Source organism: Acinetobacter oleivorans DR1 (genome assembly GCF_000196795.1).
GTDB lineage: Bacteria > Pseudomonadota > Gammaproteobacteria > Pseudomonadales > Moraxellaceae > Acinetobacter > Acinetobacter oleivorans.
This window is the reverse complement of record NC_014259.1, coordinates 37,263-52,611: the sequence shown is the minus strand read 5'-3', so window position 1 is coordinate 52,611 and position 15,349 is coordinate 37,263. Positions and strand designations below refer to the sequence as shown.

Here is a 15,349-nt window from a genome sequence, read left to right as displayed (position 1 = left end):
CTATAGAAATCAACTCAAAGAGTAGCAAGGCCATGAAATTAAAAGCTATATTGTTATTTACTATTGCTTTAGCTGGTTGCCAAACTGAGCCACAAAACGAGCAGTACAGACATACTGTTTGCCAAAGCCTGATTGAAGGTTATTTAAAAATGACCAATCAACAAGACTATAAAATGGAGCAACGCACTGATGATGAGGCCAGTACGATTTCTCATTATCAATATAAGCGTAATAGCTCTAATGAAGTTGTCATGGTGAATTCGACTTATTCCAAATTATATTTTAGTTGTCGACAACAGCAAAAAAGCTATTTTCTGGCACAGCATTCATCAGAGGGACAAATCACTCCAATTTTAGAAGTTCATTTTCCAACTGATGGGTATGCTACTTTTAGAGAGCGCTTTTAAAACCATCTTTTAACTGTTCTACCAAAAACTCAATGAATAAACGGATTCGTTTTGGTAGATGCTCTTGTTGATAATACACAGCATGGATGCTTTGATATTGATGTTCAATTTGGTCTTCGAATAATGCAATCAAGCGTCCTTCTTGAATATCTTTCCAAACTTCAAATTCAGATAGTCGTGCGATACCATGACCTCTAATCGTGAGTTGGCGTACCGTCTCACCGCTAGAAGCTTTAATATTTGCTTGTGCGAAAAAATATTCATCGCCGACTTTAATCGGCCAGCTATTAATATAGGCAGGTCTGGTAAAGCCAATCAGATTATGCTGTTCGAGTTGTTCAGGTTGTGTTGGTGTGCCTTTAATCGCTAGATATTCTGGACTCGCAACAATAAATAAACGACTTTTACACACTAGTTTGGCATGCAGACTCGAATCATTAAGCTCCCCAAATCGAAATGCCACATCGGTTTTATGCTGTAATAGATCAATCACCTGATCATTACTATTTAATTCAATTTCAATATTTGGATAGCACTCACGAAACTTATGCATTAATGGTGCGATCACGTGTAAAACAAACGGCGTTGCTGAATCAATGCGGATGAGTCCCGCGGTGCCCTGATCAGATTTTTGTAGTTCTTCTTCAGCAGCATTTAGCTCATTTAAGATTTTACGAGCCTTTACTAGAAACTGTTGCCCTTCTTGAGTGAGTTTCAACTTACGCGTCGTTCGCTCTAACAAAGTCACATCTAACTTCGCTTCCAAGCGTGTTAAAGATCGACTAACCCCCGAAGGTGTTTGTTTTAAATGCTCTGCCGCTGCAACAAAAGAACCCGTATCAACGATTGCGATAAACGCGACGAGTTCTTCAATTGTTGATTTCATGTCTTATTCCATTATTGACTAATGATCAAAGATATTTTGCTTATTCATCTATTTTTTCGCAACAATAAAAAAAGCAAAATGCACATCAAGTTAAATGATTATTCAAATTTAGGTAAACACATGAATATTCCACGTTTTGGTCTAGGTACTTTCCGTCTTAAAGAACAAGCAGTCATTGATTCTGTAAAAACTGCTTTAGACGTAGGTTACCGTGTAATTGATACTGCTCAAATTTATGACAATGAAGCAGCGATTGGTCAAGCCATTGCCGAAAGCGGTGTATCGCGTCAGGACTTATTTCTAACCACAAAAATCTGGGTAGATAATTTTGCTCAAGATAAGTTTATTCCAAGCTTAAAAGAAAGCTTAGAAAAGCTTCGTACTGACCATGTCGATTTAACTTTGATTCATTGGCCAGCACCAGATTTAGGCGTTTCGATTCCTGAAATCATGAAGCTTTTACTTGAAGCGAAAGAACAAGGTCTTACTAAACAAATTGGTATTTCAAACTTCAATATTGAGCTTACTCAACAAGCGATTGATACAATTGGTGCTGAAAATATTGCAACCAACCAGATTGAGTTAAGCCCTTATCTTCAAAACCATAAACTTGTAAATTTCTTACAAGAGAAGAATATTGATGTCACTTCATATATGACGCTTGCGTACGGTAAAGTGCTTCAAGACCCTGTTTTAACTGAAATTGCAGCAGCTCATAAAGCAACAACAGCGCAAATTGCACTTGCGTGGGCACTGCAACGTGGTTTTGCAGTTATTCCATCTTCGACTAAACGTGAAAACCTGATGAGCAACTTAAAAGCACAGGATATCGAGTTAACTTCAGCTGAAATGCAAATGATTGCCAAACTTGATCGTAACAGTCGTGAAGTTAGCCCAGAGCCATGGGCACCAGTTTGGGACTAAACTCATGAACACTCAATCAAATACGGCGTTCTCGTTATTGGCATTGGCAATTGGCGCCTTTGCCATTGGCACCACGGAATTCTCACCAATGGGGCTGTTGCCGAATATCGCTAATGATTTAGGGATTTCAATTCCAACAGCCGGAATGTTAATTACGGGCTATGCACTTGGCGTCATGCTAGGTGCCCCGTTCATGACACTTTGGTTTGGTGGTTTTGCACGACGTAATGCGCTTATCTTCCTGATGGCGATCTTTACGGTAGGTAACCTGATAGCAGCGTTTTCACCAAGCTATATGAGCTTATTAGGTGCGCGTCTCATCACAAGCCTTAACCATGGTGCTTTCTTCGGGATCGGTTCAGTTGTAGCAGCAAGCATTGTGCCCGCACATAAACAGGCCAGTGCTGTAGCAACCATGTTTATGGGCTTAACCATCGCCAATATTGGTGGTGTCCCGTTGGCAACATGGGTTGGGCAAAACATTGGCTGGCGTATGTCCTTCCTTGCGATTTCATTGCTTGGTGTGATTACCATGCTCGCTTTATGGAAAGCATTACCACAAGGTATGGTTGCCCAAAAACCGAATGTGAAAGCTGAGTTGAAAGTGTTAACGCGCACTCCAGTAATACTTGCTCTACTCACCACCGTGCTTGGTGCGGGTGCAATGTTTACGCTCTATACCTATATTGCGCCAAGTTTGACTGAGTTTACACATGCTTCTCCGACTTTCATTACGTTTATGCTTATGTTGATTGGTGTCGGTTTCTCGGTTGGTAACCATTTAGGCGGTCGCTTTGCAGATTTGTCTATTAACAAAACTCTGATTGGTTTCTTGGTTCTGTTAATTGTAATGATGGTGACTTTCCCAATCCTTGCACAAAGCCAGATTGGAGCAGCCATTGCATTAGTGATCTGGGGTGCTGCAACTTTTGCTTTAGTTCCACCATTACAAATGCGTGTAATGTCTGTCGCTCACGAAGCACCAGGCCTTGCCTCTTCAGTAAATATCGGTGCCTTTAACTTAGGTAACGCAGTTGGAGCAGCAGCAGGTGCTTTAGTACTCGATTTAGGTTGGGGTTATAGCGCAGTATCATTTGCTGGTGCATTGCTAGCAGGGTTAGGTTTGTTATTGGTTTTATTCCAAATCAAACGCGAGAATAGTCCCGCCCAAGCATTACAGCAGTGTTCAGATTAATAAAAAAAGCGCCTGATCTCAGGCGCTTTTTTTTAAGCTATTTATTTTAAAATTTCTGGTAACTTGGGTTGCTCGTAAATCGGGTTAGTCACTTCCCGCTTCATTTTCAGCAACATCTGGTAAGGCTGTTGTTGAACAAACATATTTACGAAGCTCAGCGGAATCGCACCAGCTGGGTCAGCATAGCCACTTGTGGTTACTTTAACTTTATTGTTTGCAAGTTTCTGGAAGGTCCAGTCCCCCTCATAACGCGTTAAGCGCACTACATCAGGTTGTATCGGATAATTACTATTAATCGCCGTGTTCTTAATGGTAATGAGACCATTGGCCGCTTTACTCATTTTCCCTTTTACAACCACATCGCGATCTTTTAAAGGAAAAGGAAAATCTAACAACATATAGAGTGTGAATTCACCCTTTTTCTCATCTTGAGACAACATCTGAACCTTGCCCATATAAGGCACCCACTGATCAGCACGATTTACATCTAAAATCACAGCGACAGCGCGTTCAAGTGGCACATCAAAAGTCGTTTCAGCCTTATATTGAAAGACTGGATTATCAGTCTTTTGATAGGTCCAGACTTTAATATTATTACGGTCTAAGCTGAGTTTAGCTTTTTCCGTAGAAGCAGCCCCCGTCCAGAGGCTGCTTAAGCAAAGAAGAGTGGTCAAGGCAATTTGTTTTTTATTCATGTTCTGCTCTATCTTGTTTTTCTCGCTACACATGGAATACGGACAGGGTTTTAAACCTGTACGTCGTTCAATCCTAAAACATCTTTCATGTCATATTTACGCGCTTCACGGCCCACAACCCATGCAGCAGCTCGCACTGCCCCAGCAGCAAAGTTCATACGATTCGTTGCTTTATGAGTCACTTCAACGCGCTCACCTTCACCAATGAACATCACAGTGTGTTCACCAACGATATCCCCACCACGAATGGTTTCAAAACCAATCGTTTGACGTTCTCGCGGACCTGTGTGCCCTTCACGGCCATAAACAGCAACTTCTTTTAGGTTACGGCCTAAAGTATCTGCAATCGCTTCACCCATCATTAATGCTGTACCTGACGGCGCATCTACTTTATGACGGTGGTGAGCTTCAATTACTTCAATATCTACTGTATCGCCAAATACTTTTGCTGCAAGCTCAAGTAACTTGATTGATACATTTACACCTACTGAATAGTTCGCTGCGTAAACTACAGGTGTATGAGTGGCAACTTCGTCTAATTCAGCTTTTTGCTCATCTGACATACCTGTTGTACCAATAACCATGGCAACCCCAGCTTCACGGCAAAGCTTCAAATGCTGAGCAGTTGCAACTGGTGCAGTAAAATCAATGATTACATCGCAATCTTTCAGAACATCGGCCAAGCTTCCTGAAACCTTCACACCCACTGAACCAATACCAGCAAGCTCACCAGCGTCAGTGCCCACCAAACTACTTTCCGGACGCTCTACCGCAGCAGCTAATTGATAGCCTGCTTGTTGAACTGCTTGAATAAGCGTACGGCCCATACGACCGCCTGCACCTAAAATACCAATGCGTGGAGCTGCTGACATAATCCTTCCCAATCTTCTGTTTTACGTAATTTGTCTACTATATCAAAACTCTTTGCTCACGATAAAAAGTAAAAATTATTTTTTGAGATGAACTGAAATTTAATCTGTTTTCACAAAAGTTAAAGAATTGATCTGCACACTACGGGCCACGAATGAAAAAAAGATGACTATAAGGAGTTCAACATGCATTCGAGAATTATTGGCTTTACCTTGATGATGGGGATTATGAGTTCAATGGCATTTGCAGAGCCTGCAATCCAGCCAGGAGACACCTTAGAAAGCTTATCTAAAGCACGTATTACAACTAACGTAAGTACTCAAACAGCAACACCTACAGCTCAGACTGTAGCAACTGATGCCAACACTGACGTTAAAGTTGAAGATATTGACCCGATTATTGGCGAAACAGCAGCAGAGGCACCAAAAGTGGCTGTACAGGCAGAAGCAGTAGCTGCACCAGTAATCGAAAATGCTCCTACTCTTGCTGCTAGCGAGCCGACTGTAAGTGTTAATGATATTGATGTTGCTCACCCTACAGAGTAAGCAGACGTAATTTTCTTTTAAGCAGAATAAAAATAATAAGATGAATCAGCGCAATAAAAAGGCGGATATTTTATCAATATCCGCCTTCTTTTTAATTTCTTATCTAATCAACTATTAATCGAACAAACGATCAAAGAATGATTTTTTCTTCGGTGAAGAAGCACTGTCTTCGCCATCAAAAGAAGCTTGCAACTCTTTAAGTAATTCACGTTGACGAGAATTTAAGTTGACTGGTGTTTCTACCACAATACGGCAGAGTAAATCACCTACCATGCTGCTACGTACTGGACGAACACCTTTGCCACGTAAACGGAATAATTTACCTGTTTGAGTTCCCTCAGGAATCTTCAAACTAACGCGACCTTCCAAAGTTGGAATTTCAATTTCTTTACCAAGTGCAGCATCAGCAATGCTCACTGGTACGTCCATATAAAGATCGGCACCATCACGTTGGAAAATTTCGTGTTCACGAACTACAACTTCAACGTACAAGTCACCTGATTGGCCATCACGAATTGCTTCGCCTTTACCACTCAAACGAACGCGGTCACCATTATCTACACCCGCTGGAATTGTAACTTCCAACGTTTGCTGGCGATCAGCGACACCTGAACCATGACATGCCTGACAAGGGTTTTTAATAATTTTACCTTGGCCACGACAAGTACCACATGTTTGTTGTACAGAGAAGAAACCTTGCTGCATACGTACTTGTCCTGAACCATGACAAGTTTTACAAGTTTCAACATCTTTTGGATTTTTTGAACCTTTACCATCACACACATCACAAGGTGCTGGAGCAGTAAAGGTAATGGTTTTTTTCACCCCTTTTACAGCTTCTTCAAGGGTAAGTTCCATTACATAGCGTAGATCTGATCCGCGACGTTGACGCTGTTGACGTCCACCACCACCGAATGCACCACCGAAGATATCACCGAACTGGCTGAAAATGTCTTCGGCACTAAATCCACCAAAGCCACCACCACCGCCGCCAAAGCCGCCTTCGAACGCATTATGACCCATGCGATCGTACATGCTACGCTTTTCGCTGTCCGATAAAACTTCATAAGCTTCAGCAGCTTCTTTAAATTTCTCTTCAGCTTCGGCATTGTCAGGGTTTCTATCAGGATGATATTTCATCGCCAATTTACGGTAGGCTTTTTTGATCTCATCATCACTTGCGGTTTTTGAAACGCCTAAAACCTCATAATAATCACGTTTAGCCATTTTTGGCGGTGCTCCTCACGGAATTTTATCAATACTCTATTGCCGACTAAATGGGGGGCTTTAGCCGAATTTACAAGGGTAAAATGTTTAAAAAATAGATATATTAAAAAACTGCCTTATTTTTTAAATATTTAGACAAGCCTTTTAACCATGCATTTAATAGAAATAACCACGCAATAGCGCTAAATACCACACCAGCAACCGTAGAGGCGGTTACCCAGAGGTTACTGTCCCATGCAAAAAAGAAGAGCGGAATAAACCAGACCACAGCAAAAATTGCCATACAAAGAAATAGAATCCCGTTTCGCATAATCCATAGTGCATGCGCATGAATCCAAACTTCTGCATTATCTACAACCGCCACTTTACGAGCGACCAAATAAGCAAAGGCCGCAAAAATAACCGTAAACAATGCAAGAAACATGAACGCATAAGAAATTACTATATAACGGCGATGCTGTTCGATATGGTCTTGCCCCATCTGTATTTCACCTCAATTCACTGCACTTAGCCTATTTTTTATGCAGTGAAATAATCCTGTATTTTTTGTGTAAAGACAGGTGCTACTATATTGGAGTTTTCAATATTTCGCACCTTTATTCACAAAAAATTTATGTATTTTATGCGGTTTTTTTCACCTTAAACCACGCTGCGTAGAGCGCAGGTAAGAAAAATAATGTCAGTAAGGTGGCAACAATCAAGCCGCCCATGATCGCAACTGCCATTGGACCAAAGAAAATACTTCGTGAAAGTGGAATCATGGCCAAAACTGCGGCTAATGCAGTCAAAATAATCGGGCGGAATCGACGCACTGTCGCCTCAATAATCGCCTCCCATGTTGGATGCCCTGCTTGCCTGTCTTGTTCAATTTGATCAATCAAAATAAGCGAGTTACGCATGATCATGCCAGAGAGTGCAATTGTGCCCAACATGGCCACAAAGCCAAATGGTTTGTTAAATAGGAGCAAGAATAAAACCACACCAATTAAACCCAGCGGAGCTGTTAACAACACAATAGTCGCGCGTGATAAGCTTTTGAGCTGAATCATCAGTAATGTCATGACCACAGCCAAGAACAGTGGCATACCCGCATTAACGGAATTTTGCCCACGTGCAGACTCTTCTACAGTTCCACCAACTTCAACCAGATAACCACTTGGTAGTTCAGCACGTAACTTATCCATTGATTCAGCTAACTCGCCAACAACAGTCGCTGGTTGTAATTGAGTGCGGATATCTGCGCGAACAGTAATGGTCGGTAAGCGGTTACGATGCCAAATTAAACCATCTTCAAACTTATACTCAATTTTAGCGATTTGAGCTAAAGGCACAGTCGTTCCGTTGTTCGTTGGTACAGCTAAACTTGCCAGGGAAGCCACTTCAACTCGTTCGCTCTGATCGCCGCGTAAACGGATTTCGATGAGTTCACGCTTTTCACGATATTGCTCAATCGCACTACCTGTAATTGATGCATTAATGAAGTTCGCTAAATCGACACTAGAGACCCCCATTTGTCGAGCACGATCTTGGTCAATTTGAATTGAAATAATCTTACTCGGCTCACCCCAATCTAAATGCACATTGGTGGTATTCGGGTTTTCGCTAATCAGTTTAGCGACTTTCTGTGCTTCTTGACGGACCAGATTTTGATCTTCACCCGACACACGATATTGCAATGGATATCCAACAGGAGGGCCATTTTCTAGTAATGACACGCGAGTACGAACTTGCGGCAGTAATTGCCTAATTTGTTTGTCTAACGAGCGTCGAATTTCATCACGATCATCCAGAGATGATGCGAGTACAACAAACTGTGCAAAGCTGGCTTGCGGTAATTGCTGGTCTAACGGTAAATAAAAACGTGGTGACCCTGTACCGACATAAGCCACATAGTTATCAATACCTTTTTGTTTAGACAGAAATTTTTCAACCTTTTTCACAGCTTGTTCTGTCGCTGTTAAAGAAGCACCTTCTTCAAGTTTTAAATCGACTAAAATCTCGGCACGGTTCGAAGGTGGGAAAAACTGCTGAGGAACGATCTTAAACATCAGCACAGATAGCACAAAAACACCCACCGTCGTCGCAATTACTGTTTTACGGTAAGTCACACAAAACTCAACCATCTTTCTAAAACGTAAATAGAAATTAGATTGATAAGGATCGTAGTGATGGTCCTGTGAAATGGCCACAGTTTGCGGTTGCGGTTTTTTGGTTAATCTCGCCCATAAACGGACATACCAAGGTGCCTGATGACCTGTTTTAGTAAAATCGGGTAATAGCTTTTCGCCTAAATAAGGTACGAATAAAACTGCTGCAACCCAAGAGACTAATAAGGCAATCGTCACCACCTGAAAGATAGAGCGAGTGTATTCACCTGTACCAGACTGAGCCGTAGCGATCGGTAAGAAACCAGCCGCAGTAATCAGTGTTCCGGTAAGCATTGGAAATGCAGTTGTTTTCCATGCAAATCCGGCGGCTTTAATCCGGCTATAACCCTGCTCCATCTTAATTGCCATCATCTCGACGGCAATAATGGCGTCATCGACTAACAGACCCAGCGCCAGAATCAAGGCACCCAGTGAAATCTTATGCAGGCCTACATCGAATAGATTCATCCCCGCAAAAGTCATTGCTAAAACTAAAGGAATAGAAAAAGCGACAACCAATCCTGTACGGAAACCTAAAGAGAAAAAACTCACTAACAAGACAATAATAACTGCTTCAGCAAGTACCTTTATAAACTCATGAATACTGCGTTGTACTGCTACAGGTTGGTCAGAAACTTTTTGAAGCTTCATGCCTAAAGGCAAAGTTTTTTGCAGTTGGGCAAATTCTGTGTCGAGATTTTTACCTAAGGCAATAATGTCACCGCCCTTACGCATTGATAAAGCAATACCGATACCATTTTCACCCATGAAGCGCATGCGTGGCTGAGCAGGTTGACTAAAACCACGGTAGACATCAGCGACATCTCCAAGCTGAATGGTTTTATCACCTACCAATAAAGGCATTTTCTTAATTTCATCAATGTTTTGTAAATGACCACTTACCCGAATCTGGATGCGGTCTGTGCCTGTTTCAAAAAAACCTGCACTTGCCATACTATTTTGCTTTTGTAAGGCATCTTGAATCGCTGTAACTGGAATACCAAGCTGTACCGCTTTGGTGTTAGAAATCTCAATCCAGATTTTTTGATCTTGCAGACCAATTAATTCAACCTTACTGACATCTTTGACACGTTGAAGCTGTAATTGCAAACGATCTGCATATTCCTTAAGAAGTGCATAGTCAAAGTCTTTGCCTGTCAGTACATAAATATTGCCGTAAGTGTCTCCAAATTCGTCATTGAAAAATGGACCTTGTACACCATTTGGCAACTCATGGCGTATATCATTTACCTTCTTACGAACGTTGTACCAAACATCAGGAATCTTGTCAGAAGTAAGTGAATCCTTCGCTACAAAAGTGACTAACGACTCGCCTGGACGGGAGTAAGCCATAATCTTGTCATACTGCCCTGTTGTCATGAGTTCCTTTTCGATACGGTCAGTAACTAAAGTAGAAACTTCTTTGGCAGTCGCCCCAGGCCAATAAGTCTGCACCACCATGACTTTAAAGGTAAAGGGTGGATCTTCACTTTGTGATAATTTTGAATAAGAGATTGCACCGATAATGCCAAGCAACAGCATAAAATAAAGGACTATGCCTTTATTATTTAATGCCCATTCCGAGAGATTGAATTTCATGGCTGGGTTGCTCCCTGAATTTTCACCCCACGGTTTTCACGATCAATCGGATGAATCTTCTGTTTATCACGTAGCAAATGTACGCCGCCGATCACAACCCAATCGTTTGGAGCCAATCCAGATAACACAGGTACACTATCTTTGCCATATGCACCAATCGTTACAGGTACTTTACGCAAAGTCTGGTTCGCATTAACCACCCACACATAAGGTTGATTATCTGTTGCTGAAACACTCGAAAGTGGCACACTCATCACATTGGTTTGAGTCGAGCTAAAAAATACGCGTGCACTTTGTCCAAGCTGAATAGCAGATTGACCTTCTTTGAGTGCAACTTTCACTGTAAATGTACGAGACTGATCCGCTGCTGGGGAAACTTCACGCACATAACCAGCAAATCGGTCATTCGGTTTAGACCATAACGTCACCCAAGCTGCTTGGCCAACCTTGATCTCGGAAACCGCTTGTTCTGGCACACCAATGACAACTTCACGCTCTCCATCAATGGCCAGTTGATAAGCTGCTTGGCCCGCAGCAACCACTTGTCCAATCTCAATGTTTCGTGCAGTAATCACCCCGTTTTTATTAGAAACGAGTTGGTTATAACCAGTTTGGTTTGCAGAAACTTCATAATTAGAACGAGCTTGCTGTAGAGCCGCTTGCGCAGCGTCATATTGATTTTTTACCGTATCGAATTGCGAACGACTCACCGCATTAATCGGCAATAATTGCTGAAAACGTTTAAGTTCGTCAGCTGCTGTTTTTGCTGAAGCCTGTGCATTGTCCAGTTGGGCTTTAGCGGCATTTAATTGTAGCTGAGCATCTGCCACGTCAAGCTTTGCTAAAACTTGTCCGACTTTAACTCGATCACCTACATCCACGTAACGTGCCGTAACCTGTCCACCGACCCTGAATGCTAAAGCTGTTTGCTGTCTGGCCTGCACATCCCCTGCATAGCTTTTTTGTTCATTGAGAGTAGTTAAGGGTTGGGCCACCATCACATAGGGTATTTCTTCTGTTTTGGGAGCTTCTTTACTACACCCCATTAATGTGACCGTACAAACAATCACCATACTCATGATGAGAGGTTTTAACAGATTCATATCTTATCGCTCTTATTCAAACTGATTTTTTAAGGCACAATATGCTTGCATCATAAATTGTTTATTTTTTAATTAATATACCCATGGGTACATTAATTAAAGAAAAACTTATAAATTGCTTTCTTTTTAAATTTTTATCAGAGGATTTTGTGCAAACAGTTAATCAAAGTGGTCGCCCCAAAGATCTGGAAAAACGTGCTCGTATCTTACAAGCCGCGAAAGCTATTTTTTTAAAATCTGGCTATCACGGTACCAGCATGAACCAGATTGCACAGGAAGCAGGTGTCACTAAACTCACGGTTTATAATCACTTTCAAGACAAAGCGAACCTGTTTATCTGTGCAATTACACAAACTTGTGAAGAGACACTGAATCCTAAACAATTTGAATTAGATGCATCGGTAGACTTTTATCAAGCACTCTTTATTGTCTGTTCACGCGCTTTACAGATTATTTATTCACCTGAAGCACTAAAGCTAGAACATGTATTATTTGAACTCGCAGCAGAACAAAGCCCTTTAGCTGAACAGTTTTTTGATGCATCACATACACGACTTCAAAATCAGTTAGCCGCATTCTTCCAAAAAGCAGCTGAATTAGGGTTTATCCAAGCCGATGATCCAATTTATCAAACAGAGCTTCTTTTAACTTTATTGCTTGGTGTACGTCACCATAAGGTTCTACTTAGAATTATTGCCGTACCAAACGCAGAAGAGCTAGAACACATTATTAGAGATGCAATTCATTTATTTTTGCTCAAATATCGGAATTAAACCAAAGTCCGATTGCCAAAAGTCGCACTGAGTGCATGTCTACTTTTAAGACGCCATAAGCGAATTAAATGTTATTTTTTAAGCAAAAATTCACATTTTCTTACGCTCAAAGCTTGGAATGTTTGTTAATCGCGCTATATTCGATAAGAATAAGAACAGGAGAAAATAGCATGGTTCAGCAAATCGATGCGCCACTGCGTGAGGATGTCCGTTTACTTGGCAATTTGTTAGGTGAAACCCTAAAACAACATGCAGGACAAGAACTGTTTAATCAGATCGAGCAAATCCGTGCTCTTGCAAAAGGTGCACGTGATGGTCAAGCTGAAGCCGAAAAGCAATTAGAACAATTATTTTTAGAATTGCCCGATGAAGAGCTATTGCCTCTTACCCGCGCTTTTTCTCATTTTTTAAATTTTGCCAATATTGCCGAGCAATACCATGTGGTTCGTAGTCGCAGACAGGCAGAATTTGATTCGGAGGCTAATTCTCCAAATCCACTTGTTCACCTATTTCAAAAATTTAAAGATAAAAGTATTTCGACAGAAAAACTGTTCCAGCAAATTTGTGATCTCAATATTGAGTTAGTACTTACGGCGCACCCAACTGAAGTGAGTCGTCGTACCCTGATTCAAAAATATGATGATATCAATGCTTGTCTTTCTCAACTTGATCAGCAAAAACTTACTCCGCGTGAACGACAAAATGCACTTGCCAACTTAAAGCAACAAATCAGTTCGGCATGGCAAACAGATGAAATTCGCCAGCACCGCCCGACCCCTGTTGATGAAGCAAAATGGGGCTTTGCAACCATTGAACAAACACTTTGGAATGCTGTACCTAAATTTATTCGTGAATTAAATGAGTTGGTTCAAGATAATTGCCAACAAAACTTACCCCTTAACATTGCGCCAGTGCGCTTTGCTTCTTGGATGGGTGGAGACCGTGATGGCAACCCAAATGTTACTCACCAAATCACTCAAGAAGTACTGTGGTTATCACGCTGGCAAGCTGCCGACCTTTACCTAAGAGATATCGAAAACTTACGTTGGGAACTTTCAATCCAAACCTGTTCTGAAGAAATGATTCAGGCTATTGGTAACCAACATGCAGAGCCTTATCGTGAATATTTACGTGCTACACGCGAACGCTTAAAAGCGACTCGCCACTGGTTAGCACAGCGCTTACAAGGCTTAGAAGCAGACGACAGCAATGTCATTAAAAGCAAAGATGAGCTTTTACAACCCCTATTGCTTTGTTATCGCTCTTTAATCGACAGTAACTTACCTGAAATTGCGAATGGTCAACTCCTCGACTTTATTTATCGTGTGAACTGTTTTGGTATTGAACTACTTAAACTCGACATTCGCCAAGAATCAGGTCGTCATCGCCAAGCGATTTCAGCAATTACCGAATATTTAGGTTTAGGTAATTTTGAATCGTGGACTGAACAAGCGCGCCAAAACTTCCTGATTCAGGAATTACAGAGCAAGCGCCCGCTTTTACCGAAATATATTAATGAACCTGAAGGCAGTTTGATTGGACACCCAGATGTCCAAGAAGTATTTGCAACCATGCGTACTTTGGCAGACCAACCGCCTGAGTCTTTAGGCGCTTATATTATTTCGATGGCTGAATATCCAAGTGATGTTTTAGCGGTGTTGTTATTGCAAAAAGAAGCAGGTATTCAGCACCCTTTACGTGTAGTTCCTCTATTTGAAACTTTAAAAGATTTAGATGGCGCTGCAACAACCATGAATACGCTGTTCAATATGCATTGGTATAAACAGCACATTCAGGGTAAACACGAAGTGATGATCGGTTACTCCGACTCTGCAAAAGATGCTGGTTTCATGTCAGCTAACTGGGCGCAATATCGTGCTCAAGAAGAGCTAACTGCAATTGCTCAAAAACACGGCGTACAGTTGACGCTGTTCCACGGCCGTGGTGGCTCAATTAGTCGCGGTGGAGCTCCAACACAACAGGCACTATTTTCACAGCCGCCGGGTTCGATCTCTGGTGCAATCCGTGTCACAGAACAAGGTGAAATGATTCGCTTCAAGTTCGGTTTAGAAGGAATTGCCATGCAAAACCTTGAAATCTATACCGCAGCAACACTCGAAGCGACCTTATTACCGCCACCAGAGCCTAAAGCCGAGTGGCGTGAAATCATGAACCGTATGACAGATCACTCCGTTAAGGTTTATCGCCAGACAGTGCGTGAAAATCCACATTTTGTGAAGTACTTACGGACGGTTACGCCTGAACTCGAATTACAAATGTTGCCATTAGGCTCACGTCCAGCAAAACGTAAAGTGAGTGGGGGTATTGAGTCTTTACGTGCGATTCCATGGGTATTTGCATGGACCCAAATCCGTTTGATGTTACCTGCATGGCTAGGTACTGGTGCAGCAATTAATGAAGTGATTGCCGATCAGCAAAAAGCAACGCTTGATGAAATGCTCCAGCAATGGCCTTATTTCCAGACGCTTATTGATATGTTGGAAATGGTATTGTCTAAATCCGATGCCAACATTGCACTCTATTACGAGTCCCATTTGACTGACGATGAAGATTTAAAAGTGCTCGGTAATCAATTACGTCAGCGCTTAAAAGATGCTGTTGAAACACTACTTAAATTGAAAGATGAATCAAAGCTTCTTAGTAACAACGAAGTTCTTGATCAATCAATGCAGGTTCGTAAACCATACTTACTTCCTTTGCATCTTTTACAGGCTGAACTCATGAAACGCCGCCGTGATTATCTTGCTGAGCGTCAGGCAGAGAACACACCTGTTGACCATGCACTTATGGTGAGTATTGCGGGTATTGCTGCTGGTTTACGCAATACAGGCTAAGCTAATTTTACCGATTGTTTAACAAGGCAGTGCATCTTGATGTACTGCTTTTTACTTGCAAAATTCTTTATTTTTCTTAAATTTTCTCTGATTTTCTATTTTTTTGAATATTTTTTTAAAATC

At 41.6% G+C, this 15,349-nt stretch carries 13 protein-coding genes; 6 read left to right on the top strand and 7 right to left on the bottom strand.

Annotated features, from left to right (window positions below; all coding sequences use genetic code 11):
• Positions 1 to 32: 32 nt before the first annotated feature.
• Entirely contained in the window at positions 33 to 407 is a 375-nt protein-coding gene (locus AOLE_RS00215) for a hypothetical protein (RefSeq protein WP_013196528.1), read from the top strand.
• On the opposite strand, the gene AOLE_RS00210 is transcribed toward AOLE_RS00215, so the two are convergent.
• Entirely contained in the window at positions 391 to 1,293 is a 903-nt protein-coding gene (locus tag AOLE_RS00210) for a LysR family transcriptional regulator (protein ID WP_013196527.1), read from the bottom strand. The genes AOLE_RS00215 and AOLE_RS00210 overlap by 17 nt on opposite strands.
• Positions 1,294 to 1,413: 120 nt before the next feature.
• Between AOLE_RS00210 and dkgB the strand changes: the two genes are divergently transcribed.
• Together dkgB and AOLE_RS00200 are read left to right on the top strand one after the other, a co-directional pair.
• Complete coding sequence (gene dkgB, locus AOLE_RS00205; protein ID WP_013196526.1) at positions 1,414 to 2,217, top strand: 2,5-didehydrogluconate reductase DkgB; 804 nt, start codon at positions 1,414 to 1,416, stop codon at positions 2,215 to 2,217.
• 4 nt (positions 2,218 to 2,221) lie between these two features.
• The gene (locus tag AOLE_RS00200) at positions 2,222 to 3,412 is read left to right on the top strand and encodes an MFS transporter (RefSeq protein WP_013196525.1); all 1,191 of its coding nucleotides are present in this window, start codon (positions 2,222 to 2,224) and stop codon (positions 3,410 to 3,412) included.
• Between the two features lie 41 nt (positions 3,413 to 3,453).
• Here AOLE_RS00200 and AOLE_RS00195 read toward each other — a convergent pair whose 3' ends face one another.
• A complete protein-coding gene (locus tag AOLE_RS00195) occupies positions 3,454 to 4,107 on the bottom strand; it encodes an START domain-containing protein (protein ID WP_013196524.1) in 654 nt (217 codons plus the stop codon).
• Between the two features lie 50 nt (positions 4,108 to 4,157).
• Complete coding sequence (gene dapB, locus AOLE_RS00190; RefSeq protein ID WP_013196523.1) at positions 4,158 to 4,979, bottom strand: 4-hydroxy-tetrahydrodipicolinate reductase; 822 nt, start codon at positions 4,977 to 4,979, stop codon at positions 4,158 to 4,160.
• Positions 4,980 to 5,162: 183 nt separating this feature from the next.
• Between dapB and AOLE_RS00185 the strand changes: the two genes are divergently transcribed.
• Positions 5,163 to 5,522, top strand: a complete 360-nt coding sequence (locus AOLE_RS00185; protein WP_013196522.1) for a hypothetical protein — start codon at positions 5,163 to 5,165, stop codon at positions 5,520 to 5,522.
• Positions 5,523 to 5,636: 114 nt separating this feature from the next.
• Here the strand turns inward: AOLE_RS00185 and dnaJ are convergent, their stop codons facing one another.
• The 4 genes from dnaJ to AOLE_RS00165 all read right to left on the bottom strand — a co-directional run bounded on the left by dnaJ (position 5,637) and on the right by AOLE_RS00165 (position 11,598).
• Positions 5,637 to 6,749: a molecular chaperone DnaJ gene (gene dnaJ / locus AOLE_RS00180; RefSeq protein ID WP_002119101.1), complete on the bottom strand. Its 1,113-nt coding sequence runs from the start codon at positions 6,747 to 6,749 to the stop codon at positions 5,637 to 5,639.
• 103 nt (positions 6,750 to 6,852) lie between these two features.
• Positions 6,853 to 7,230 carry a hypothetical protein gene (locus tag AOLE_RS00175; RefSeq protein ID WP_004790237.1) on the bottom strand — a complete coding sequence of 126 codons (378 nt, stop codon included), beginning with the start codon at positions 7,228 to 7,230 and terminating at the stop codon, positions 6,853 to 6,855.
• A 139-nt stretch (positions 7,231 to 7,369) separates the two neighbouring features.
• The gene (locus tag AOLE_RS00170; protein ID WP_013196521.1) at positions 7,370 to 10,495 is read right to left on the bottom strand and encodes an efflux RND transporter permease subunit; all 3,126 of its coding nucleotides are present in this window, start codon (positions 10,493 to 10,495) and stop codon (positions 7,370 to 7,372) included.
• The gene (locus AOLE_RS00165) at positions 10,492 to 11,598 is read right to left on the bottom strand and encodes an efflux RND transporter periplasmic adaptor subunit (protein ID WP_005300346.1); all 1,107 of its coding nucleotides are present in this window, start codon (positions 11,596 to 11,598) and stop codon (positions 10,492 to 10,494) included. Before AOLE_RS00165 ends, AOLE_RS00170 begins: the two co-directional genes overlap by 4 nt.
• Before the next feature lie 149 nt (positions 11,599 to 11,747).
• On the opposite strand from AOLE_RS00165, the gene AOLE_RS00160 reads away from it, so the two are divergent.
• Together AOLE_RS00160 and ppc are read left to right on the top strand one after the other, a co-directional pair.
• Complete coding sequence (locus AOLE_RS00160) at positions 11,748 to 12,371, top strand: TetR/AcrR family transcriptional regulator (RefSeq protein WP_013196520.1); 624 nt, start codon at positions 11,748 to 11,750, stop codon at positions 12,369 to 12,371.
• Between the two features lie 170 nt (positions 12,372 to 12,541).
• Positions 12,542 to 15,226, top strand: a complete 2,685-nt coding sequence (gene ppc, locus AOLE_RS00155; protein WP_004790246.1) for a phosphoenolpyruvate carboxylase — start codon at positions 12,542 to 12,544, stop codon at positions 15,224 to 15,226.
• The last annotated feature ends 123 nt before the right edge of the window (positions 15,227 to 15,349 follow it).

Bases quoted from the DNA above. Each gene is read 5' to 3' on its own strand.
- AOLE_RS00215 (WP_013196528.1), top strand. From the start codon at position 33: ATGAAATTAAAAGCTATATTGTTATTTACTATTGCTTTAGCTGGTTGC.
- AOLE_RS00210 (WP_013196527.1), bottom strand. From the start codon at position 1,293: ATGAAATCAACAATTGAAGAACTCGTCGCGTTTATCGCAATCGTTGAT.
- dkgB (WP_013196526.1), top strand. From the start codon at position 1,414: ATGAATATTCCACGTTTTGGTCTAGGTACTTTCCGTCTTAAAGAACAA.
- AOLE_RS00200 (WP_013196525.1), top strand. From the start codon at position 2,222: ATGAACACTCAATCAAATACGGCGTTCTCGTTATTGGCATTGGCAATT.
- AOLE_RS00195 (WP_013196524.1), bottom strand. From the start codon at position 4,107: ATGAATAAAAAACAAATTGCCTTGACCACTCTTCTTTGCTTAAGCAGC.
- dapB (WP_013196523.1), bottom strand. From the start codon at position 4,979: ATGTCAGCAGCTCCACGCATTGGTATTTTAGGTGCAGGCGGTCGTATG.
- AOLE_RS00185 (WP_013196522.1), top strand. From the start codon at position 5,163: ATGCATTCGAGAATTATTGGCTTTACCTTGATGATGGGGATTATGAGT.
- dnaJ (WP_002119101.1), bottom strand. From the start codon at position 6,749: ATGGCTAAACGTGATTATTATGAGGTTTTAGGCGTTTCAAAAACCGCA.
- AOLE_RS00175 (WP_004790237.1), bottom strand. From the start codon at position 7,230: ATGGGGCAAGACCATATCGAACAGCATCGCCGTTATATAGTAATTTCT.
- AOLE_RS00170 (WP_013196521.1), bottom strand. From the start codon at position 10,495: ATGAAATTCAATCTCTCGGAATGGGCATTAAATAATAAAGGCATAGTC.
- AOLE_RS00165 (WP_005300346.1), bottom strand. From the start codon at position 11,598: ATGAATCTGTTAAAACCTCTCATCATGAGTATGGTGATTGTTTGTACG.
- ppc (WP_004790246.1), top strand. From the start codon at position 12,542: ATGGTTCAGCAAATCGATGCGCCACTGCGTGAGGATGTCCGTTTACTT.